21 protein-coding genes are annotated in these 20,708 nt (G+C 51.9%); 8 read left to right on the top strand and 13 right to left on the bottom strand.

From position 1 onward, the window contains the following. Positions 1 to 127: 127 nt before the first annotated feature. The gene (locus BW972_RS08285) at positions 128 to 2,176 is read right to left on the bottom strand and encodes a S9 family peptidase (RefSeq protein WP_076421753.1); all 2,049 of its coding nucleotides are present in this window, start codon (positions 2,174 to 2,176) and stop codon (positions 128 to 130) included. Between the two features lie 323 nt (positions 2,177 to 2,499). Here BW972_RS08285 and hisH point away from each other — a divergent pair, with 323 nt between their 5' ends. The 4 genes from hisH (at position 2,500) to hisIE (ending at position 5,242) form a co-directional block, all read left to right on the top strand. After that, positions 2,500 to 3,081: an imidazole glycerol phosphate synthase subunit HisH gene (hisH, locus tag BW972_RS08290; RefSeq protein WP_076421754.1), complete on the top strand. Its 582-nt coding sequence runs from the start codon at positions 2,500 to 2,502 to the stop codon at positions 3,079 to 3,081. After that, entirely contained in the window at positions 3,078 to 3,800 is a 723-nt protein-coding gene (gene hisA, locus BW972_RS08295) for a 1-(5-phosphoribosyl)-5-[(5-phosphoribosylamino)methylideneamino]imidazole-4-carboxamide isomerase (protein WP_007661120.1), read from the top strand. Before hisH ends, hisA begins: the two co-directional genes overlap by 4 nt. Then, positions 3,794 to 4,552, top strand: a complete 759-nt coding sequence (gene hisF, locus BW972_RS08300) for an imidazole glycerol phosphate synthase subunit HisF (protein ID WP_076421755.1) — start codon at positions 3,794 to 3,796, stop codon at positions 4,550 to 4,552. The genes hisA and hisF overlap by 7 nt, the downstream gene beginning before the upstream one ends. An 81-nt stretch (positions 4,553 to 4,633) precedes the next feature. After that, entirely contained in the window at positions 4,634 to 5,242 is a 609-nt protein-coding gene (gene hisIE, locus BW972_RS08305) for a bifunctional phosphoribosyl-AMP cyclohydrolase/phosphoribosyl-ATP diphosphatase HisIE (protein ID WP_076422117.1), read from the top strand. A gap of 51 nt (positions 5,243 to 5,293) precedes the next feature. Here hisIE and BW972_RS08310 read toward each other — a convergent pair whose 3' ends face one another. From BW972_RS08310 to BW972_RS08320, 3 genes are all read right to left on the bottom strand, one after another. Further along, on the bottom strand, positions 5,294 to 5,890 hold the full coding sequence (locus tag BW972_RS08310) for a hypothetical protein (protein WP_076421756.1): 597 nt from the start codon (positions 5,888 to 5,890) through the stop codon (positions 5,294 to 5,296). A 65-nt stretch (positions 5,891 to 5,955) separates the two neighbouring features. Then, positions 5,956 to 6,819: an alpha/beta fold hydrolase gene (locus BW972_RS08315; RefSeq protein WP_076421757.1), complete on the bottom strand. Its 864-nt coding sequence runs from the start codon at positions 6,817 to 6,819 to the stop codon at positions 5,956 to 5,958. A 23-nt stretch (positions 6,820 to 6,842) separates the two neighbouring features. Next, positions 6,843 to 7,397 carry a TetR/AcrR family transcriptional regulator gene (locus tag BW972_RS08320; protein ID WP_007661131.1) on the bottom strand — a complete coding sequence of 185 codons (555 nt, stop codon included), beginning with the start codon at positions 7,395 to 7,397 and terminating at the stop codon, positions 6,843 to 6,845. Between the two features lie 231 nt (positions 7,398 to 7,628). On the opposite strand from BW972_RS08320, the gene BW972_RS08325 reads away from it, so the two are divergent. After that, the gene (locus BW972_RS08325) at positions 7,629 to 8,498 is read left to right on the top strand and encodes a hypothetical protein (protein ID WP_143731961.1); all 870 of its coding nucleotides are present in this window, start codon (positions 7,629 to 7,631) and stop codon (positions 8,496 to 8,498) included. 41 nt (positions 8,499 to 8,539) lie between these two features. Beyond that, positions 8,540 to 9,331, top strand: coding sequence for a hypothetical protein (locus tag BW972_RS08330; RefSeq protein ID WP_143731963.1), 792 nt, complete (start codon positions 8,540 to 8,542; stop codon positions 9,329 to 9,331). Between the two features lie 153 nt (positions 9,332 to 9,484). On the opposite strand, the gene BW972_RS08335 is transcribed toward BW972_RS08330, so the two are convergent. Next, entirely contained in the window at positions 9,485 to 11,263 is a 1,779-nt protein-coding gene (locus BW972_RS08335) for a chloride channel protein (RefSeq protein WP_076421760.1), read from the bottom strand. Positions 11,264 to 11,457: 194 nt separating this feature from the next. Here BW972_RS08335 and BW972_RS08340 point away from each other — a divergent pair, with 194 nt between their 5' ends. Next, the gene (locus tag BW972_RS08340; protein ID WP_076421761.1) at positions 11,458 to 12,264 is read left to right on the top strand and encodes a metallophosphoesterase; all 807 of its coding nucleotides are present in this window, start codon (positions 11,458 to 11,460) and stop codon (positions 12,262 to 12,264) included. Positions 12,265 to 12,269: 5 nt separating this feature from the next. On the opposite strand, the gene mnhG is transcribed toward BW972_RS08340, so the two are convergent. From mnhG to BW972_RS08375, 7 genes are read right to left on the bottom strand one after another with little or no spacing between them, the layout of a single operon-like run. Continuing rightward, positions 12,270 to 12,671: a monovalent cation/H(+) antiporter subunit G gene (gene mnhG, locus BW972_RS08345; protein WP_076421762.1), complete on the bottom strand. Its 402-nt coding sequence runs from the start codon at positions 12,669 to 12,671 to the stop codon at positions 12,270 to 12,272. A 3-nt stretch (positions 12,672 to 12,674) separates the two neighbouring features. After that, on the bottom strand, positions 12,675 to 12,944 hold the full coding sequence (locus BW972_RS08350) for an MrpF/PhaF family protein (protein ID WP_076421763.1): 270 nt from the start codon (positions 12,942 to 12,944) through the stop codon (positions 12,675 to 12,677). Then, positions 12,941 to 13,438: a Na+/H+ antiporter subunit E gene (locus BW972_RS08355; protein ID WP_007661050.1), complete on the bottom strand. Its 498-nt coding sequence runs from the start codon at positions 13,436 to 13,438 to the stop codon at positions 12,941 to 12,943. Before BW972_RS08355 ends, BW972_RS08350 begins: the two co-directional genes overlap by 4 nt. 1 nt (position 13,439) lies before the next feature. Continuing rightward, positions 13,440 to 14,948, bottom strand: coding sequence for a proton-conducting transporter transmembrane domain-containing protein (locus BW972_RS08360; protein WP_007661049.1), 1,509 nt, complete (start codon positions 14,946 to 14,948; stop codon positions 13,440 to 13,442). A gap of 9 nt (positions 14,949 to 14,957) precedes the next feature. Beyond that, positions 14,958 to 15,320, bottom strand: coding sequence for a Na+/H+ antiporter subunit C (locus BW972_RS08365; protein ID WP_007661047.1), 363 nt, complete (start codon positions 15,318 to 15,320; stop codon positions 14,958 to 14,960). Between the two features lie 4 nt (positions 15,321 to 15,324). Continuing rightward, positions 15,325 to 15,867 carry an MnhB domain-containing protein gene (locus tag BW972_RS08370; RefSeq protein ID WP_007661045.1) on the bottom strand — a complete coding sequence of 181 codons (543 nt, stop codon included), beginning with the start codon at positions 15,865 to 15,867 and terminating at the stop codon, positions 15,325 to 15,327. Then, a complete protein-coding gene (locus BW972_RS08375) occupies positions 15,864 to 18,179 on the bottom strand; it encodes a putative monovalent cation/H+ antiporter subunit A (protein ID WP_076421764.1) in 2,316 nt (771 codons plus the stop codon). The genes BW972_RS08370 and BW972_RS08375 overlap by 4 nt, the downstream gene beginning before the upstream one ends. Positions 18,180 to 18,339: 160 nt before the next feature. Here BW972_RS08375 and BW972_RS08380 point away from each other — a divergent pair, with 160 nt between their 5' ends. Further along, positions 18,340 to 19,263, top strand: a complete 924-nt coding sequence (locus BW972_RS08380) for a universal stress protein (protein ID WP_007659982.1) — start codon at positions 18,340 to 18,342, stop codon at positions 19,261 to 19,263. A 53-nt stretch (positions 19,264 to 19,316) separates the two neighbouring features. Here BW972_RS08380 and BW972_RS08385 read toward each other — a convergent pair whose 3' ends face one another. Continuing rightward, complete coding sequence (locus tag BW972_RS08385; protein WP_076422118.1) at positions 19,317 to 20,645, bottom strand: Na+/H+ antiporter NhaA; 1,329 nt, start codon at positions 20,643 to 20,645, stop codon at positions 19,317 to 19,319. Between the last annotated feature and the right edge of the window lie 63 nt (positions 20,646 to 20,708).

Consider the following 20,708-nt stretch of genomic DNA (forward strand, 5'->3'; position numbering starts at 1 on the left):
AAAGAACTGAAGGCAAGGAACAACTGAATGAAATGACAAACTTCTTAATTAACATAAGACTTTTGTTTTTAGGCTAAACCAATATGCATAAAAAAGCCCGGTACAATTCAGTACCGGGCTTTCTGTTTTAATTTGCTTTTTTATCTAGCGTTTCATCTAACCACTTGAAGAATTCACGCTGCCATACCATGGCGTTTTGCGGCTGCAGCACCCAGTGGTTTTCATCCGGCAGATATAGCAAGCGGCTCTTGATGCCTTTCAGCTGTGCCAGCTGGAAAGCTTGTAAGCCTTGCTCTATACCTACCCGGAAGTCCTGTCCGCCCTGCACGATCAGGATCGGCGTGTCCCACTTATTAGAAAGTTCGATCGGGTTGTATTCCTTGTAGCTCTGAGGAGACTTCGTATCCCAATAAGGCCCCTTCAATTCGTTGTTGGCAAAGAACATTTCTTCGGTGGTGCCATACCAGCTGCGCATGTCAAACAGGCCATCATGCGCTATGAAAGTCTTGAAACGACCTTCATGCAGACCAGCCAGCATAAACACGGAGTAGCCACCGTAGCTCGCGCCGATCGCTCCCAGTCGGTCTTTGTCTACATAAGACTCCTTGGCCACATCGTCGATGGCAGACAGGTAGTCGCGGATAGGCTGACCGCCCCAGTCGCCGCTGATCTGACGGTTCCATTCTTCACCATGGCCCGGCATGCCTCTACGGTTAGGAGCCACTACGATGTAGCCCTGAGCCGCTATCAGCTGCAGGTTCCAGCGGTAAGAGTAGAACTGGGTAAGAGCCGATTGCGGGCCGCCCTGGCAGTAAAGTAGTGTCGGGTATTTCTTATTCGGGTCGAAGTCCGGCGGGTATACCACCCACGAGAACAGGTCTTTGCCGTCGCTGGCTTTGGTCACACGTGGCTCTACTTTGCTCTTCGCCAGCTTGCTGTATACCTCGTCGTTCACCGTGGTTAATTGCGTCAGCTTGCCAGACTTGGTATCCAGGCGGTACAGTTCCGGTGCGCGGTTCATGTCGTTGCGTGACACGATCAGGTTGTTGCCTGCCTGCCCCACGATACCGTTTACATCGAACTGCCCTTTGGTAACCTGGCGAATGCCTTTGGCCGTGAACTTGTCGAGGTTTTTCGGAAGCGTGATCTCGTATACCTGAATCGTGCCTTTGGTTGGGGCCACAAACCAGATTTTGCTGCCGTCGTTGCTCCACTCAAATCCATTGATTGTTTCGTCCCAGTCCATGGTCAGGTTGTGCTTCTTGCCAGACTTAGTGTCCAGCACGATCAATTCGTTCTGGTCAGCCTCGTTGCCATCTTCGTCCATTGCCAGCCAAGCCAGTTTAGAGCCATCAGCGCTATAGGTTGGGTGGGTGTCGTAGCCTAGGTTGCCTTCGGTGAGGTTGGTCGTTTTTCTGCTGGCGATGTCATAGCGGTAAATATCGGTGTTGGTACTCACGGCGTAGTCCTTGCCGAACTTCTTCTTGCTCACGTAAAGGATCGCCTTGCTGTCCGGGCTCCAGATGACGTCTTCTTTGCCACCGAAAGGCTTTTGAGGCGCATCGAATGGCTCGCCTTTCATCAGGTCAACCGGTGTGCCCAACTGCCCATTATTGTAGCTGGCGTAGAAGATGTGCTGAAACTTACCGTCTTCCCATGTATCCCAGTGGCGGTAGTTCAGGTCGTCGTACACGTAAGCATTGGACTTTTTTAGCTCCGGGTATATGTCGGAGCTGTGCATCTTTCTCACTTCCACTTCGCGGGAAAATAGTAGGTTTTTTCCGTCCGGAGAGAAGCGCACGTTGCTCAGTCCGCCTTCCACGCTGGTTAGTTGTTTGGGTTCACCTTTGCCGCCGGCTAACTGCCACAGCTGACCTTTGTGCAGGTATACGATGTTGCCTGTCGCCTTGTCGATGTGCACCACGCTTTCGCCGCCTTTGCTAGAAGTGAGCTGCGTTGGCTGTCCGCCTGAAACAGGTATAGCATAGAGGTTACGCTCACTGTTGTTTTCCTGTACATTGGGGTAGCTTACGCCGTAGATCACCGATTTACCGTCAGGAGTAACGGTTTCGGCAGAAACACGGCCCAGTTGCCAGAGTATTTCCGGTGTCATACGCTGTTGTGCCTGCACCATCGTTGCGGCAAACACGCCAGCTAGTATCATTATCTTTTTCATGCTCCAAAAATAACCGAAAACCCGACATCTTGAAACGACAATCGTATACCTTGTGAAAAAGAATCAGGTATAGGCATGGTATTACGCCAGCCGCAACCTATATTTGCAGCAATGAAAGGCACAATGGCACATCTGCACCATCATCATGCACGAAGCAATCGTTTCGGAGCCGTCTGCCTATGGATTTGATTTAGTTTACTAAAATATTCTTTCCAAAAGCCTGACTCCGAACAGAGTCAGGCTTTTTTTGTTGTCTGAATCAGGATTTACAGGATTCAAGGATTTACTAATCATTCGTCACTATTGATTACACATTCAATATAATGGATTTAGTTATAGTTGATTACAAAGCGGGTAATGTGCAGTCGGTGCAGTTTGCGCTGGAGCGACTCGGTGTACAGGCCACACTGAGCTGCGATTTTGAGACGATCAAGGCGGCGGACAAGGTCATATTTCCGGGCGTGGGGGAGGCCTCGTCGGCCATGGCACAGTTGCGGGCCCGCAATCTGGATAAGCTGCTACCGACACTTGAGCAGCCTTTTTTTGGAGTTTGTCTGGGTATGCAGTTACTCTGCGAACATTCTGAAGAAGGTGATACTGATTTGCTCGGCATTATCCCTTTGCCGGTAAAGCGTTTTGAGACAGACCTGAAGGTGCCACACATGGGCTGGAACCAGTTAGAGAAGCTGCAATCTCCTTTGTTTGAAGGTATAACCGAAAGGGAATACGCCTATTACGTGCACAGCTATTACGTGCCCTTGAGCGAATATACTATCGCCCAGACTTCTTATCCGGAGCCATTCTCGGCCGCTTTGCAATACAAAAACTTTTATGCTGCGCAGTTTCACCCCGAAAAAAGTGGTCCTGCCGGTTCACAGATCCTTAAAAACTTCCTTGCCTTATGATGGAGATTATCCCTGCCATTGACCTGATCGGCGGCCAGTGCGTGCGCCTGACTGAGGGCGACTTCGCTCAGCAAACCACCTACGACAGCAATCCACTCGAAGTAGCCAAACGTTTTGAAGCGAACGGCATCAAACGGTTACACCTGGTAGACCTTGACGGTGCCCGCGCCCGAAAGCCAGTGAACTTAAATGTGCTCGAAAACATTGCCGCCAACACCAGGCTCACCATCGATTTTGGCGGTGGATTGCAGTCAGACGAAGCCGTTAAACAGGCTTTTGATGCGGGTGCAGCACAGATTACGGCAGGTAGTATAGCGGTGCGTGAGCCGGAGAAGGTGAAAAACTGGCTGTTGCAGTACGGGGCCGATAAGATCATCATTGGGGCCGATTTCAAAGGCACTAACATCGCCATCAGCGCCTGGACCGAAGAGAGCAAATACCCGCTGCAGGATTTTATGTCGGGCTATCTGAAGACGGGAGCCAAACTTTTCATCTGCACCGATGTTAGCAAAGACGGCAAGTTGCAGGGACCGTCCACCAACACCTACCGTCACCTGAAACTCACCTTGCCTGATGCTCAAATAATTGCCAGTGGCGGCGTAACAACCGTACAGGATCTGGATGAACTGCAGGAGATCGGGGTAGCCGGTGCCATCATCGGAAAGGCGATCTATGAAGGAACGATTACATTGAAGGACTTAGCGCGATTTTTATGTTAACTAAACGCATTATACCTTGTCTGGACATCAAAAACGGCCGCACCGTTAAAGGAGTCCGTTTTGAGAACATCCGCGATGCGGGCGACCCGGTGGAGCTGGCCAAATGGTATGCCGAACAGGGTGCCGACGAACTGGTGTTTCTAGACATCACCGCTACCAACGAAGAGCGTAAAACTTTTGCCGAGCTGGTACGCGACATTGCCCGCCACATCGATATTCCTTTCACTGTGGGCGGCGGCATCAGTGCCGTGGCTGATGTGGAAGTGCTGTTGCAGGCCGGTGCCGATAAAGTGTCGATCAACTCCGCCGCTATACGCAATCCGCAATTAGTGGAGGACTTGGCTAAGCGCTTCGGCAGTCAGTGTGTGACGGTGGCCATCGACACCAAGTATACCGAAGCGACCGGCTGGAAGGTATACGCCCGAGCTGGGACCGTAGAGACAGAACATGCCACCGTGGACTGGGCAAAGAAAGTGGTGGAGCTGGGTGCTGGCGAGATCCTGCTGACCAGTATGAACAACGACGGCACCAAAGCCGGCTTTGCGCTGGACATTACCAAGGCCGTTTCGGAAGCTGTTTCTGTACCGGTGATTGCTTCGGGTGGGGCAGGAACGAAGGAACACTTCGCCGACGCTTTCCAGGAAGCCCAAGCAGATGCTGCCCTCGCCGCCAGCCTCTTTCATTTCCGAGAGCTTGATATTCCTGACTTGAAGACATACCTGAAAACGGAAGGTATAGTGGTGAGGATCTGATATTTTTGAATGAGTGATGGGGTGAATGTGTGGAATATTTAAAGCACTTGACTCATAATTTTAACGCTTAACGTGCATAACGTGAAAATCGACTTTGATAAAATGGGTGGGCTAGTGCCTGCTGTGATACAGGACGCTGCTACAAGTCAGGTGCTAATGCTGGGGTACATGAACCAGGAAGCCCTGGACAAGACGCAAAAAGAAGGGCTGGTGACTTTTTTCTCCCGCTCTAAAAACCGCCTTTGGACGAAAGGCGAAACCTCTGGCCATACCTTGCAGGTGGTTAGCATCGTCGATGACTGTGACAATGATTCGCTTTTGATCAAGGTGAACCCCAACGGGCCTACCTGCCACACCGGCGACACCAGTTGCTTTGGCGAAGATCCATCAGCTAAACGCTTGGCGGCGGTTCAGTTCATCGCCAGACTGGAGGAGGTGATACAACAACGCAAAGCGAACCCGACAGAGGCGTCTTATACCAATTTCCTGTTTGACAAAGGCGTGAACAAAATTGCCCAGAAAGTAGGGGAGGAAGCCGTGGAAACTGTAATTGACGCAGTAGCCGGTAAAACTGATACCATGAAAGGTGAGGCTGCCGACTTGCTTTATCACCTGCTAGTGTTATTGGCAGCCACAGGGCTGGAGCTAGCCGATGTAGTGGCTGTATTGGAAGAACGTCATAAAAAGTAAAGACCAGTCGCGGTGGCGGCTGGTCTTCAAAATACTTTTTTCTGCTTTTGCTTAGGCGTTAGCCAACTTCAGATTATTGAATTTCCCCTTCAGGGTAATGTTGCACTTGCGGGGCTTTTCCTGATTGCTGCCGTAGGAAGTAGGATCGGTGACATTCGTTATCGTTACTTCAAAGCTGCCGCTTGCAAGGCCGGTTGAAGCATTGTAAGCTTTGATCTCAATCTGCCCCTCCATACGGTTTCCGCTGCTAAATAAGGCACTCTTGCTGGTCTTGTTGTAGTAGTGGTAGTAGGTCAGGTCAGCACGCCCTGTTTTGTTATTTGAAAGGGAACGCACCGTATAAGTTCCGATATAGCCGTGCAGCAGGTCCGCCTGCTTGATGTTAAATACCAGCGCGTCGATGGTGGCGGGCTGTGACGGTGCAAAATTCAGCTGCAGCTTTTCTTCATCTGACACAAGTTGCATCTCTTTCAGACTAAGGCTGTAGACTGCCTTTTCCTCTTCTGCAGATTCCAGGTAATTAAAAGATCTTTCCATCGTAGCCTCTACCTTGGGCATGATCGAGGTGCTTTCATCCTTCTCTTTATCGCACGATACGCAGAGAAATGTTATGACTAAAAGCCATGTAGAAAGTATGATCTTTTTCATAGTTTTAATTTGACTATAAAGGTATGAAAAAGATTACTTTAGCTGCAATAAATATTAAAAATTCTTTATATAAAATCTTTGATGGCGTCAGCGATTTCGCCTCCCTTTTCCTCCTGCACAAAATGACCAGCCTCTAATCGCCTGACTTTTGCTTCCGGGAATGTGTTCTGCCACTGTTCAAGCAGGTTTAACGGAAGCAGTTTGTCTTTTTCTCCCCACAGAATCAGTTTAGGTATGGTACGAAGCTTTTCGCGCTGCTCCCAAAGGCTGGCAAACCAGGAGCCCGATGCTTTGAGTGCAATTGCAAAATGCCAGGTGCCCATGCGGCTGCGGCTGTTGCTGAGGGGTTTTAGGTAGTGCTGGTGCACATCCTTACTCAGGTGGCGTTTCTGGTGATAGCCTCTGGGCAGGAGCAGGCGGGGCGAAAAACCCAGGTTCAGGTATAGGAACCGCCCTATGCCGCCATTGAGGAAACCGCTGATCTTCATTATTTGCGCTTCATTCTCCAGCGACCACATCCAGGTGTTCAGTATGATAAGGCGCTTCACATTCTGGGGATGTCTCAAAGCATAGTTCAGCCCGATGGGGCCGCCAAAATCATGTATTACCAGCGTAATGTCCCGGAGTTGCAGGTGCTCAATCAATTGCTCCAGGTTCTGCGCGTGCGCCGCTGGGGTATACGCAAAGGCATCAGGAGCAGGCTTGTCTGAGAGACCAAAGCCCAGATGGTCAGGGGCAATGCAGCGGTGTGTCCGGCTGAGTGCTTTTATTTGCTGTCGCCATACAAACGACCAGGTGGGCGTGCCATGCACAAAGACGATGGGTTCGCCCTGCCCTTCATCTACATAATGCATCTGCCCGGCTTGCAGCGCCATTGTATGGTGTGCAAAGGGGTATAAAATGCGATCAAGCCATCGGGGAGATTTCATGCTGATTTTCTAAAATTCAATTATCACTTCTTATACTTCATGATCAGGAGGGAAGCCACGTCATCTATGGGGTAGTTGTCGTAAAACAAAAAATGGTTTGCCATCCCGTCGATGGAAGCGAAGAGGAGTTTAGCTTCGAGTTCAGGGAATGGAATACCCGCCTCCATCAGATTCTGTCGGATGCGCTCTTCGATGTAAGCAGTCTCCTCCTGCATATCGTGCAGGAGTTGCCTGACTACCTCTGACTGCATCCGGATGCCGTGCAGCAGTTTCCAGAAGTCTTTTTTTTCTTTCAGCAGTTTTACAGTCTGCTGAATATGTTGCGCTATACCTGAGCCAGCCTGTTCAGAAGCGGGCTCAAAGGAAGCATGAATGTCTTCTACGCCGCGGCGGAAGATTTCTGCCAGCAACTCGTCTTTGCTTTTAAAGTAATTGTAAAGCAAACCGAGTGACATGCCTGCCTCTTTGGCAATACTGCGGATCGAGGTGGCTTCATAGCCTTGCGATGCAAATAGCCTCAGGGCTACCTCAACTAACCTGTTAATACTGTGCTCTCTTCTTTCCTGAAACCGGGTCATGGGAGGGTGAATATTTGCTCAAATATACTATGATTGAACGTTCGTTCAAAGATTAAGTTGAGTTTTGACCTGCACTATTTTACCAAAACGCATATTTTTTCAAAAGCGTATACCTGGCGCCAGCATAGATGATACGTGGTATTTTATCTATACCGGGTTAGAACATATAAGCGACAGCCAGGTTATAAACACATAGTGCCTGTGCCCGTATTCATCTGAAACTGACTCTACGTGAAAATTAAAACGCTCCTTCAAAAATGGTGGGTATGGCTACTCCTCATACTCGCCTCTCTTTTAATCATTATCGCAATTCTGACATCTCAATATTTTAATCCCTGGCTGCAGCGTGAGTTGGAGTCGCGTGTGAGAGAAGAATCAAACGGCCTCTATACCTTGAAACTGAACGGGCTTGATTCATCCCTGCTAAGCGGGCGCATCACAGCAGACTCTATCCACTTGATACCTGACTTTGAAGCCTGGGACAAGCAGCATGAAATCAGCCAGCAGGACACGGCTGCGGCAGCGGCGCCTCGTACACTAATGAATCTCAAAACAGACAGACTGGTGTTGGCAGGCATTAACTTCATCGGCATCCTAAGAGGGAAGCCGCTCGATTTGAACAAGCTTAGGGTTCTTCAGCCTACTGTGCTGATTACCGAAATGCGTCAGGACACGACGGCGAGCCACGAGCCGCTGCACAAGTCTGTGGACGGGATTATGAAAAACCTGCAAATCGGTACGATTGAGGTGGAGAAGGCGACGCTGCGTATCCGTGAAGGCCAGGATGCGGAGACAGACCGGATCTCCTTGTGGGACTTTACCATGGAGGTGAGAGATCTTCAGCTTGACAGTACCGCATTTGAAGAAGAGAAGCGGGCTTATTATGCCAGACTTATTGCGTTTGAATCTGGAAAAGCTGAATTCACCCTTCCTGACGGAACGTATCGCTTGCAGGCTGCAGCCCTCAAAGCCAATACCGAAGACGGGACGCTTAACATTGGCAACCTCCAACTCATCCCGCTTCTGGACAATGCGGCGCTTGCCCGCCAGAAAGGCAAGGCCGTGTCGACCATCGGCTGGAGGTGCCGGAGATCAATCTGAGCGGCGTAGACTTTGCATTGCACTCCCGGCATAATAACCTAGTGACTAAGCATGTAGTGATCAAGAACCCGTCTCTGAGCGCGTTTATGGATCGGAAGAACTTCACTGCCAAAGGAAACAAACCACTGCCGCATGACATCATCCAGCAATTGAAAACCGGCCTGACCCTTTCGAAAATAGAGGTGCAGGGCATGCACATCCGGTATGAAGAACTGGCAGAGGAAGCGACTGAGAAAGGCATCATTACCTTTGAGAATCTGTATGCCATCATCACAAATGTGACCAATGACAGGAACCGCATGTCAGCTGACAACCCGGCCGTTATCGATGCCAAAGCCGAACTATATGGAAAGGCGCCTATAGCCGTTACCATCCAGCTTGACCTACTGGATCCCAATGCCTATCATACGATACAGGGCACTGCGGGGCCGGCTGATCCGGCGGTGCTAAATCCGATATTAGAGCCGACCACTTTTATTAGTGTTAAAGAGGGAAGTCTGCAGAAAAGCGATTTTAAGATGGAGCTGTATCGCAATAAGGCCAGTGGCAACCTGAATGCTCGCTATCAGAATTTTAAAGTGGATGTGCTGACCAAAGACGAGGACAAGCGCCAGTCATTTGGGAAGAAGATACTCTCGAAAGTAGCCAACAAAATAGTGATCACCTCTGATAATCCGAAGCAAGGCGAAGAGCTTCGACCCGGAGACATTCAGGTGGTACGCGCCAAAAGCCGCTCTGTCTTCAACTTCTGGAAAGACTGCCTCGTCAGCGGCTTCCGAACAGCTGCCGGTATAGAAGGTATCGGCGCAGACCTTAGCGACCCAAACAGGTAGAGGAGTTTAAGAATTTAAGAATCAGAGAATTTGGGAATTTCTGGTGTGGAATGGTTCAGAACCCGATTAATTATATTTCAACTTCTTTTTCAGCGCAATACTTACTGCTTTCTATCTCCTTGACTCCCAAAATCTAAAACTCCTAAACTTTCATCAGTTTCCCGTTGTTTTGATGAGCAACTTGCGGTATTTGGTAAAGATGCTTGATTTGGAAACGAAGCCCAGGTATAGCTCACCTTGGAGGACGGGCAGGTTCCAGGCGCCTGTCTCGTCAAATTTTTTCATCACTTCAGCCATTGTGTCGTTGTGGCGCACTACGGCAGGTGGTGCCGACATCAGTTCTGTTACCAGCACCTTGTCATACTTTTCCTGCTTGAACATGATCTCCCGCACATCTTCGAGTAGGATAATGCCTCTCAGTTTCTGCTGCTCGTCCACCACCGGGTATAAATTTCGGCGGCTGTGTGCGATCACCTCTACCAATTCACGCAGTGTGGCGCTATACCTGACAGGTTGAAAGTCCGTCTCGACCAGGTGCCGGATCTGCATAATGCGCAGCACAGTGCGGTCTTTATTGGCAGTAAGCAGTTCTCCTTTCTGGGCCAGCTTTTTGGTATCGAGCGAGAAGGGTTCAAAGTACTTCACCATAGCAAAAGCAGTGGCCGATACGATCATCAGCGGGATCATTAGGGTATAGCCGCCCGATATTTCGGCAATCAGGAAAACGGCGGTCAGCGGAGCATGCATCACACCGCTCAGGATGCCGGCCATCCCGACCACCGTAAAGCTGCCTTCCGGCAATTTGTGGATCTGCAGCATATTAGCAAGCCGGCTAAAAAAGAAACCCACGTGCGCCCCCACGAACATAGAAGGAGCGAAGTTACCACCATTGCCGCCACCTGCAATGGTGAAGGTGGTAGCCGCTACTTTTACCAGTGCCAACATCCCGACAAAACCCAGTACCAGCCATTCATTCGTGCCAAAGAACGATAGCCAGCTGTCCTGCAGCAGTGCTTCGGGTTTGCCGCTTTCAAGAAGTTTGACGGCACCGTAGCCTTCCCCAAAAAGCGGAGGAAACAACATGATCAGCAACCCGAGCAATACACCGCCCACCAGTGCCCGGCGGTAGGGCTGGTCCTGGAAGGGCTCAAAAAGTGCTTCGATGCGCCAGGCGGCCCGGCTGTAGTACACCGACATCAATCCGGTGAGGATACCCAGCAGGATGTAGAAGGGGACATGCGAGGCGGCGAAAACACCCAACTGGTCTGCAAAGAAAAGCAGCTCTTCCCGCAGGATGATGCGCGAACAAAGCGCCCCGACCACTGCCGAGATGATCAATGGTATAAAGGCGGAGATGCTGATATCGGTGAGCAGCACTTCGATGGCGAAGAGCACACCGGCAATAGGCGCATTAAAAACAGCCGCTATACCTGCCGCGGCGCCACAGGCCAGCAGCAGGGTACGGTCGCGGTAATTCAGGTGATACTCCCGCCCGAAATTAGAGCCGATGGCAGAGCCTGTTACCACAATCGGAGACTCCAGACCAGCTGAGCCTCCAAAACCAGCCGTAATACCACTGGTAAGTACGTGGGAGTACATTTTATGCGCTTCCACCATGCTGGATTTTTGCGATATGCTGTGCAGGATGCTGGCCGTGCCACGCCCCAGTTGTCCGTTGAACATGACCCGCACCAGGAACACCACCAGCAGAATACCCACCAGCGGAAACACCACCAGCCAGACAGGCTCCTCAAGCAGGCGGTTGCCATACGCCAGCAGCTGCTGAATGTAATGCACCAGCGTTTTGAGCACCACGGCGGCAAGGCCTGCCGTGAGACCGACCAGCACACTGGAGATCAGGATGAAGTTACGTGTAGAGGTATGGCGGCGAAGCCAGAGAAGGGGTATTTTATACTTGCGGAACTGTGGCATGGGGGACTATACGCGAAAGGTCAGCCGGGTTTACGAAAAATACAATCAAAGGTCCGGTCTAAAAAAAACCTTGCGCATAAAAGTATAAACTATAGCCCGTTAGAAAAAAAATAACATAGGAAATCTAACCTGCAGGGCCGTTTTTTAGTTAATATAGTGGTTAATACCTAGCAGAAAACCTTACAAAATAGTCTATGCATCACGAGCCAGACAGAAGCGGAAACCTGATACTGAAAGACTTGCACGGCCATTTCCATGTCATTGGAGATGTGCACGGCTGTTTTGATGAATTGGTGCTCCTCCTCCGAAAGCTCGGATACACGATAGAGGATGACAAAGCTGACGGCAGGTACCGCGTGACACCGCCCGAAGGCTGCATGGCCGTGTTTGTAGGTGACCTGGTGGATCGGGGGCCTAACTCACCGGAAGTGCTGCGCCTGGTAATGGACATGATGGAGCAGGATGTGGCGCTTTGTGTGAGCGGCAACCATGACGACAAGCTGTACCGCAAACTGATGGGCCGTAACGTGCAGGTGCGTCACGGACTGGAACTGACCATGGCGCAGCTCGAAAATTATAGCAAAGCCTTTATTGACAGGGTTCGTGAGTTTCTGGGCCACCTGCCGCACCACATCATATTGGACGAAGGCCGCCTGGTAGTGGCGCATGCCGGCCTGGAGGAGCGCCTGCATGGGCGGCACAGCAAGTCGGTGCGCGACCTTTGTCTCTATGGCCCAACCACCGGAGAGTTGGATGCCCACGGCCTGCCTGTCCGCCTCGACTGGGCCGCTGAATATTCCGGCGTAGCAGTCGTGGTATACGGCCACACGCCTGTTCGCGAGCCCCGCTGGAAAAACAACACCATCAACATTGACACGGGCTGCGTTTTTGGAGGAAAGCTAACTGCGCTGACCTATCCCGACCATATCCTGACTACCGTCGACGCCCTCGATACCTATGCCGAGTCCATCCGGCCCTTCCTTCATCATCCCACGCATTAAGCCTGCTATACCTGCTTGTTGTCACGCTCGTGGTCTCGGTGGGCAGTGTGTTCTTTGTGCAGGTATTCCTTGAACTCATCTAGATTAGTACGGTCCCAGAAAGGAATCTTATTGCGCACAGCGGTACGCCCGATCACGTGTGCCGCTACCGGAGAAGTCAGGAACGTAAAGCCGATGATCAGCACCACTTTCAAAAACATATCGGGCTCGTTGAAGTAGATGCCCATACCTGACAGGATAAGCCCCAGCCCCAGTGTGGCCCCTTTGGTGATGGCTGACATGCGGATGTAGAAGTCCGGAAAACGTAAGAGGCCGATCGTGGATATCAGCATAAACATAACGCCGATGATGATGAGCACCGAGCTGATGATCTCGCGGATGAGTAGAAAATTGATGTCTTCAAGCATAGGCTAACGGGTTGATTTCATGAGGTAATAGGCAAAAGAGATAGAGCCCAGAAAACCGAACAGGGATAAGATGATGGCCACGTCAATGAAGTCTTCGTTGCCAGTGAGCTCAGTATAAATAGCCACGATGCCGATAACATTGGCCACGAACAGGTCGAATGCCGTGATGCGGTCAGGCAGCGAAGGACCAATGGCAAACCTGATACCGGTCATGATCAGGCAGAGGCTCAGGGCAGCCATGGCAAATATCAGTGTGAATGAAAAAAAACTCATCTTGTAAGTTGTAATAGTCTGCGTTCGAAACCGTGTTTTATAGTCTGTTTCGCCAGCTCCAGATCATTGTGCTTGATGTAAAGCGTGTGTATGTACAACACCTTTCGGTCAGCACTCACATCAATGGAAAGTGAGCCGGGCGTGAGTGTGATGATACCGGACAGCAGGGTGATCTCCATATCGGTTGAGGCTGCCAGGGGCAGTGCAATCACCGTCGGTTTCATACGGTAGTTGGGCGTCAGGATGTCATAAGCTACCTTGAGATTGGCCACGACCAGCTCCTTCAGAAAAAACACGATAAAGGAGATAGCCTTCGGTAGTTTATGGAAGTAGGAGCGATGGTAGGAGGGCGTGGTCAGCCACAGGATAAACATGATGAACACAGCCACCACGACCGCCCAGATCGCATTGTACGGAAACATCGGCTCGCCATATTCGAAGTAGATGTAGCTGCCAAAGAAAGCGATCAGGAAGTGGATGATAAATGTTTTCATGCTATTTCTTCAATACGGCGTTGATGTATAATTCGCTGTTCAGGAGCTGCTCGGCTGCCAGTTGCGCCATCGATACCACCGGCTCGGCATACACCCCGATAAAGAGAATGAACAGTACCAGAAACAGCACCGGCAGATGGAGCAGGCGGTTGTCTTTTTTCTCGCGTGCTGTCACCACATCATCCAGCGGATCTGTCTCGGGCTTGTTTTTCCAGAATACCTCGTTCCAGATCTTGGTCATCGAAAAGATAGTGATCAGGCTGACGGCCAGGGAAACGAGTACGATAACAAAGCTGTCGATCTCAAAGCCTGCCTTGGCCAGCATGAACTTACCCCAGAAGCCGGAGAAAGGTGGGATGCCGGCCAGTGAGAAAGCCGATATAAAGAAAAGCACCGAGAGAAAAGGATGCTGCAGGTATACGCCACCCAGCTTTTTGAGTGCGAAGGTGCCCCGGTTATGCGCCACCACACCGCTGATCAGAAACAGATTGGTTTTGACCAGTATGTTGTGGATGATAAAGTATACACTTCCTGCAATCGCCAGTGGCGTGAATAGTGCAAGCCCCATCAGCATATACCCGATCTGGCTCACGATGTGGAAAGACAGGATCTTGCGGAAGTCATTCTGGGAAGCTGCACCAAACACCCCGATCACCATCGTGAAGCCCGCCAGCACAGTGAAAAGTGGAATGGTCAGCTCCTGATCGGTGACAAATACCAACGTGAAGAGGCGGATCAGTGCATACATCCCTACTTTGGTGAGCATACCCGCAATAAAGGCAGAGATGGCAATGGGTGGCGTATGGTAAGAAGCCGGTAGCCAGAAAAACAGCGGAAAAATAGCCGCCTTGATACCGAAAGCAATCAGGAAAAACATGCCAGCCATGGTAATGAGGGCTGGGTGCGATACCGGCGTGCGTACGAGAACAGCCAGTTCCGCCAAATTGAGGGAGCCGAGTATGCCGTACACCACGCCTATACCTGTGAGCAGAAAGCCGGAGGCCAGAAAGTTGATGGTGACGTACTTGATAGCCCCTTCCAGCTGCGGCTTGGTGCCGCCCAGCGCGATCAGCACAAAGCAGCAGATCAGCAGCACCTCAAACCAAACGAAGAGGTTGAAAAGGTCACCTGTCAGGCAGGCCCCTGACACACCCATCTGCAGGATGAGCAGCACCGGGTAGTAGCCAAAGGTCTGGCGGGCTTTGTCGAGCCCTTTGATGGAAAACAAGTAGATGGCCATGCCGATGATCGAGCTCGTGATCACCATCATGGAGCTGAACAGGTCTGCCACTAATGAAATACCGAAAGGGGCGGGCCAGCTCCCCACCTGGGTTGTTCGGATGCCATTGTCGTTCACATCGAAGAGCAGCAGGAAAGAGGCAATCAGCATACAGGCTTGTGCCAGAATGCCGATCACTTGTTGCGCTCGCACATACCGCCATGAGAAGAGGCTCAGGATAGCCCCAAACAGCGGAATGAGCAGTGGCAACATGATAAGCAGGTGGTTCATAGGGTGTGCTTAGTGTTTTTCTTCTATCTGGTCGGTGGTGTTCATGTCGTCGAGGTCGGTGGTGCCGAACGACTGGTATACCCGCTTGATCAGCACGATGGCGAAGGCCTGAATACCGAAGCCGATCACGATGGCCGTGAGTAGCAGGGCCTGCGGCACCGGATCGGCAAAAGGCTCTGTGGCCACACGCTCATCCTGCCCGATAATGGCTGAACCCCCGCGGGTAAGGCGACCGATCACAAACAGAAACAGGTTGGTTGCCAGGCCGAACAGGATCAGCCCAAGTATAAGCTTAAAGAAATGCCGGTGCAGAATCAGGTACAGACTCGCTGAAAAAAGGATACCGATCAAAAAGGGTAGTATGAGTTCCATGGTTTTATTCTTCTGACATCACAAAAGTTATTTTGAGCACCACCCCGATCACCAGCAGGTATACGCCAATATCGAACAGGATAGGGGTGCCCGGCTTGCCAATGATCGGGATGTAAAAGTCAGCCCAGTAGGCATGCATGAACGGCTGGCCAAATACCAAGCCCACGACCCCGCTGCCAGCTGCCAGGAGCAGTCCGGTGGCAATGATGTAGATGGGCTCGACGCGGATCATACGCTCTTTAATTTCCGGATGGTGGGCCATTTTTCTGCGGCGCCATACATTGACCCGCATCATGCGCATCAGGTAGAGCGACCGGCTCTGGTTGGGCTGCCGCGGATAGCCATAAAGGTTTATCTTCAGGAAGGTATCCACGGTTTGCTGCGGACCGTGCGTCATGGTATGAAACACGAAGGCAATGGCTCCGATCAGTCCACCGATAAAGCCCCCGCCCGGGTGGTTATGGCCCCGAAACAGGGTGTAGACCGAGAAGATAATAAAGATCGGTATGAGGATGCGGATGGCGACCGCAAGAATGACGGTTTTCATGGTTTGTCTCCTTTCTGCATGCGTAGTTTCAGCATCGCCAGTATACCTATCGCTGCTACGGCCAGCACCACGATCTCACCCAGCGTATCCAGTGCCCGGAAGTCTACCAGGATCACGTTCACAATGTTGCGCCCCTGCCCGAGCAGGTAGCTGTTTTCGCCATAGTAGGCTTTCAGTTGCGAGTCGAGCGGGTACTGCTTCACGATCAGGATCACATAAGTCATCATGGCTCCGAAGGCCAGCGAAAGCAGCACATACTTGTAGCGCTCTGAAGCATGTGAGAGGTAGCGGAATGCTGGTAGTTTGTGAAGTATCAGTACGAAGATCACAACCGTTAGCGTTTCGATGAGCAGCTGAGTGGCAGCCACGTCCGGCGCCCCGAAGAGGATGTAAAACAGTGCCATGGAATAGCCGATGATACCCATTACGGCAATGGAGGTGAGGCGGGAGCGTGACTTAAACAGGAAGATCAGCGCCGGCACAATCATCAGTAGCAAGACCACCTCGTACATGCGCAACTGGGAGAGCTCCTGTAGGCGGTTAGTGAGCTCCAGCCGCGGCCCGTCTTTCCAGAGGGAGAGCACGATCAGGGCGATATGCGCCGTGATAATGGCGGCGATATAGCTGCGCAGGTAACCGTTCTGAATGGCGGCTGTGATTTTGGTAGCGCCGGCCAGGAAACCTTTGAGCGAAAGCTGGTACAGGTTGGCCGGACCTAAGCGATAGATTCCGTTGAAACGGTTGGCGTAGCTAAGCAGTCGGTTTGAAAAGCGGTAAACGACATAGCCCAGCGCCACCGTGAGCAGGCTCAGGCCCAGCACCAGGTTGAAACCATGCCACAGCGCCAGTTCAAACACCTGCTCCACTCCCAGCATCGCCTCGGCAGCGCGGCGCAGCAGCGGCGTTACAAAAAAGCCCGGCAGCAGGCCAAACACCAGCCCGGTGCTGGCCAGGATGACCGGTGGCAGGTAGAGCATGGCTTTGTCGGGGTGCTGCAGGGGAGTGGCCTTAACGGCACGACGCCAGAAAACTCCATACCCTATGGCAATCGCCACAGCTACAAACACCATCCCAGAAAAGAAACTCACTGCAAAGAGCATCCAGCGAAAAGGACTTTCTTCGAGTGTGGCCTCGTACACGAGTTCTTTGCCAATAAAGCCAAAGAAGGGTAGCAGGCCAGCCATAGACATGCCGGCCAGCAGTGCCGCGATAGCCGTGAAGCGCATGGAGCCGGACAGACCGGTAAGCTGGGTCAGGTCCCGTGTGCCGGTGGCGTGGTCCACGTTGCCGGCCACCAGGAAGAAGGTGCCTTTGTAGAGCGCATGTGCCAGCAGAAACACTACCATTGCCTCCAGTGCAGGAGCAGTGCCGATACCTGTCATGGTCACCAGCAGACCCAGTGCGCTGATGGTGGTGTAGGCAAGAATCGCTTTGAGGTCCACGTGCTGGGTGGCGAGCAGGGCGCCAAGTATGGTCGTGATGCCACCGATCAGCATTAAGGTATACTGCCATTCGTCTGTGCCTCCCATGACGGGGGTAAGTCGGGCCAGCAGGTATACGCCCGCTTTCACCATCGTGGCTGAGTGCAGGTAGGCACTGACAGGTGTGGGCGCCGCCATGGCATTAGGTAGCCAGAAGTGAAATGGAAACTGGGCCGACTTGGTAAAAGCACCCAGCAGGATCAGCACGAGTGCCGGCAGGTATAGCGCATGCTGTGTCACCACATGCCCCCGCTCCAGCAGTTCGCTCAGCGTATAGGTTTCGCCAGCCATGCCTACCAGGATCAGGCCAGCCATTAGGGCCAGTCCCCCAAGTCCGGTAACCAGGAGTGCCTGCAGGGCTGAGCTGCGGGACGTTTCCTTGTCATGCCCGAAGCCGATAAGCAGGTAAGAGCTGATACTGGTTAGTTCCCAGAAAATGAAGAGCGAGATGATATTGCCTGCGAGTACCAGTCCCAGCATTGCCGTCATGAACAGCGTCAGGTACAGGTAGAAACGCCCAAGCAGGGGATGACCTTTCAGGTAGCCGCCCGCGTATATCATAATGAGTGTACCGAAGCCCGTGATCAGCAGGGCAAAGAGCAGGCTGAGTCCGTCCAGAAAGAAGTGCAGGTTGATGTTGAGAGAGGGAGCCCATTGTTGCACTTCGCCTAAATTGTTGCCTCCCAGCACGGCAGGAGCCAGTGTGAGCAGGTATATAAAAATAGATAAGGGCAGCAGGGCCATGGGCACGTATACCCATTTGCCGAGCCAGCGATAAAGCATAGGCGCGGCAAATGCCAACAGGAAACCTGCGAGTATAGCTAAAAACATCAAAAATGCTTAGTTTGTAAATGTATCCTTGTTAATTTCGTAGCTGATTTAACACTTAGTACCAATCTGCGCATTTATTGTTACGTCAGGGTCGAAATTGAGAGGGAGAGCAGGAAAAGGACAAGCGCAGCAAACGATAACCCAAAACCAAAACATCATCATGAACACGCTGAAACGTATTATGGTGGGGCTCGACCTGACGGAAATGGACGATACCCTAATCTCCTACACCGCATTTCTTTGCTCCATTTCTGAAATAGAGAAAGTATACTTTATCCACGCCGAGAAAAGCCTCGATATACCTGCAGAGGTGCTGAAGGGAATTCCGAACGGCATGGCTGCCGACGAGAAAATCCGTGTGGCCATGGAGGAGAAGATTTACAGTTACTTCGGACCGGAGCAACGATCGAAAGTAGAAGTGCAGGTAGTGGAGGGATCTCCGCTGAAGGAGCTGTTGCACTGGTCGAAAGAAAAGCAGATCGACATGGTAGTCGTAGGCCGCAAGTTCCATTTGCGCGGAAGTGGCGTACTGGCCCAGAAGATCCTGCGCAGTGGCCGCGTGAGCGTACTGTTCGTGCCCGAGAATGAAGATCCGATCCTGAACCACATCATGGTCAGTGTTGACTTTTCTGAATACTCCTTGATGGCGCTCGACCGCATCCTGCACTCAGCGCTTACAAGACCGGAAGTGCGCATTACCTGTCTGCATGTTTACGAAGTGCCAACCGGCTACATTACGCTGGGCATCAGCTACGAGGACTTTGACGAGCGCATGAAAGGCTTTGCCCGCGACAAGTTTGAGCAGGTACTGGCCCGTTTCCCTGAGCTGCGTGACCGTGCCACACTGCGACTTGTGAAGCAGGAAAACGAGGATGATGTAGGTGAACTGATCGTAGTGGAGGCAAAGCGCGCCAGAGCCGACATGCTGGTGATTGGCGCCAAAGGAAAGTCAGCCGCCGCTCTCTTTGTGCTGGGCAGCGTGACAGAGAAAATCCTGCGCCACAACGACGACATGCCTATGATTGTCTATAAAAAGGAAAAAGAAGAGCTTGGTTTCCTGGATGCTCTCCTGGGCAACGATTAATAACTGCTTATACCTGCTTCTAAAGCAGAAACACTATAGCGTTTAAAGACCTGCTATACCTTAGGGTGTGGCAGGTCTTTTTGCTTGCCAGCTACTGACAATACCAACATTCCGAACACACCAGCCAGTGCTGAGGCAGCATAAATACTGATCTTCACAAGCGTGAGCTGCTCCGGGATAGCAAAAGCCTGCTGCGCCTGGAAAAGCGACAGTATAAAACCAGCACCCAGCAGCAAAGCGCCGCCAGTCAGTTGTCCCCAGTGCAGCCCGGGAGGTTTATGTGCTACACCTGTGAGTGAAAGCAGCCAGACAAAAAGCAGTATACCGATTGGTTTGCCGAGGACCAGGGCGAGGAATACACCCATGGGTACGGGGCCAAGCAAGTCACGCCAGGCAAAGCTGTTATAAGCGAAGGGCACAAAAGCCAGCGCAAAAAGGGGCATTGCCAGGTAGGAAGCCCAGGGCAGGAGCCTTTGCTGCAAACGCCGCAGCGGTGACAGGGCTTTTGTGCAGTTAGCCCGCAGGGTATGAACAGCCGCCTGAAAATCTTCCTCCATCTCTTCGCCGGGTTCCGGGCGCTTCATCATGCGCAGGGCATGGAGCTGCCCCATTACGGTATCAGTGGAGGTTACAAAGTCTTCTTCTCTCACCCGCGAGTGGATAGGTATGACCAGCGCCAGCAATACACCTGCTACGGCCCCCTGCACACCTGCCAGCAGAAAACTCACCAGCATGACAAGGCCCAGCAAAAGGTATAGCCACATGGTACGGTTGCGAAGCGCCCGTAGCACCACGAGCAGGCCAAACACACCGGTGGCAACCGAAAGGGCCAGCAGGTTTTGGATGGAGGTATAAAGCACCTGACTAAGCAACAAACTGCCTATACCTTGCATGATCGCGGTGGACGACAGAAACGCACGCAGGGAAAGCGGCAATGAATTACTTGCCAGCGCCAACAGTGCCAGAACTGCCGCCGCATCGGCAGTGGCCACTACCGGCCAGCCTGCCTGCGCAGCAGGGGGAACCAGGTATAGGTAGATCGCAACTGGGATAAGCATACCTCCCAAAGCGGCTGCCAGGGCAAAAATCATGGAAGTCCGTTCCTTCAGCTCACCCACTCGCAGCACACGTTTCAGTTCCATGCCAAGTATGAGGTAGACCAGGGGCAACAAAACCTGCTGCACCCAAGAGCCGATCGGCTTGGCTATAGTGTAGGTCCCATATGAAATGGTCAGCGGATTTTCCCACAGGTATAGCCAGGAGGCGCCCCAGGGAGAGTTGAGCCAGGACAGAGCCAGAAGCGCAACAACCAGTGTCAGGGTACCTCCACGCACCAGCACCTGTTCGAACTTTTCGAAGGAGTAGGTTATGCGAGTGAGCAAAGTGGGTTCAGCAGCCAAGGTATAAAGGAATAGCGATATTCAGATTCACCTTAGAGACGTAGC

The organism is Pontibacter lucknowensis (genome assembly GCF_900156415.1).
GTDB lineage: Bacteria > Bacteroidota > Bacteroidia > Cytophagales > Hymenobacteraceae > Pontibacter > Pontibacter lucknowensis.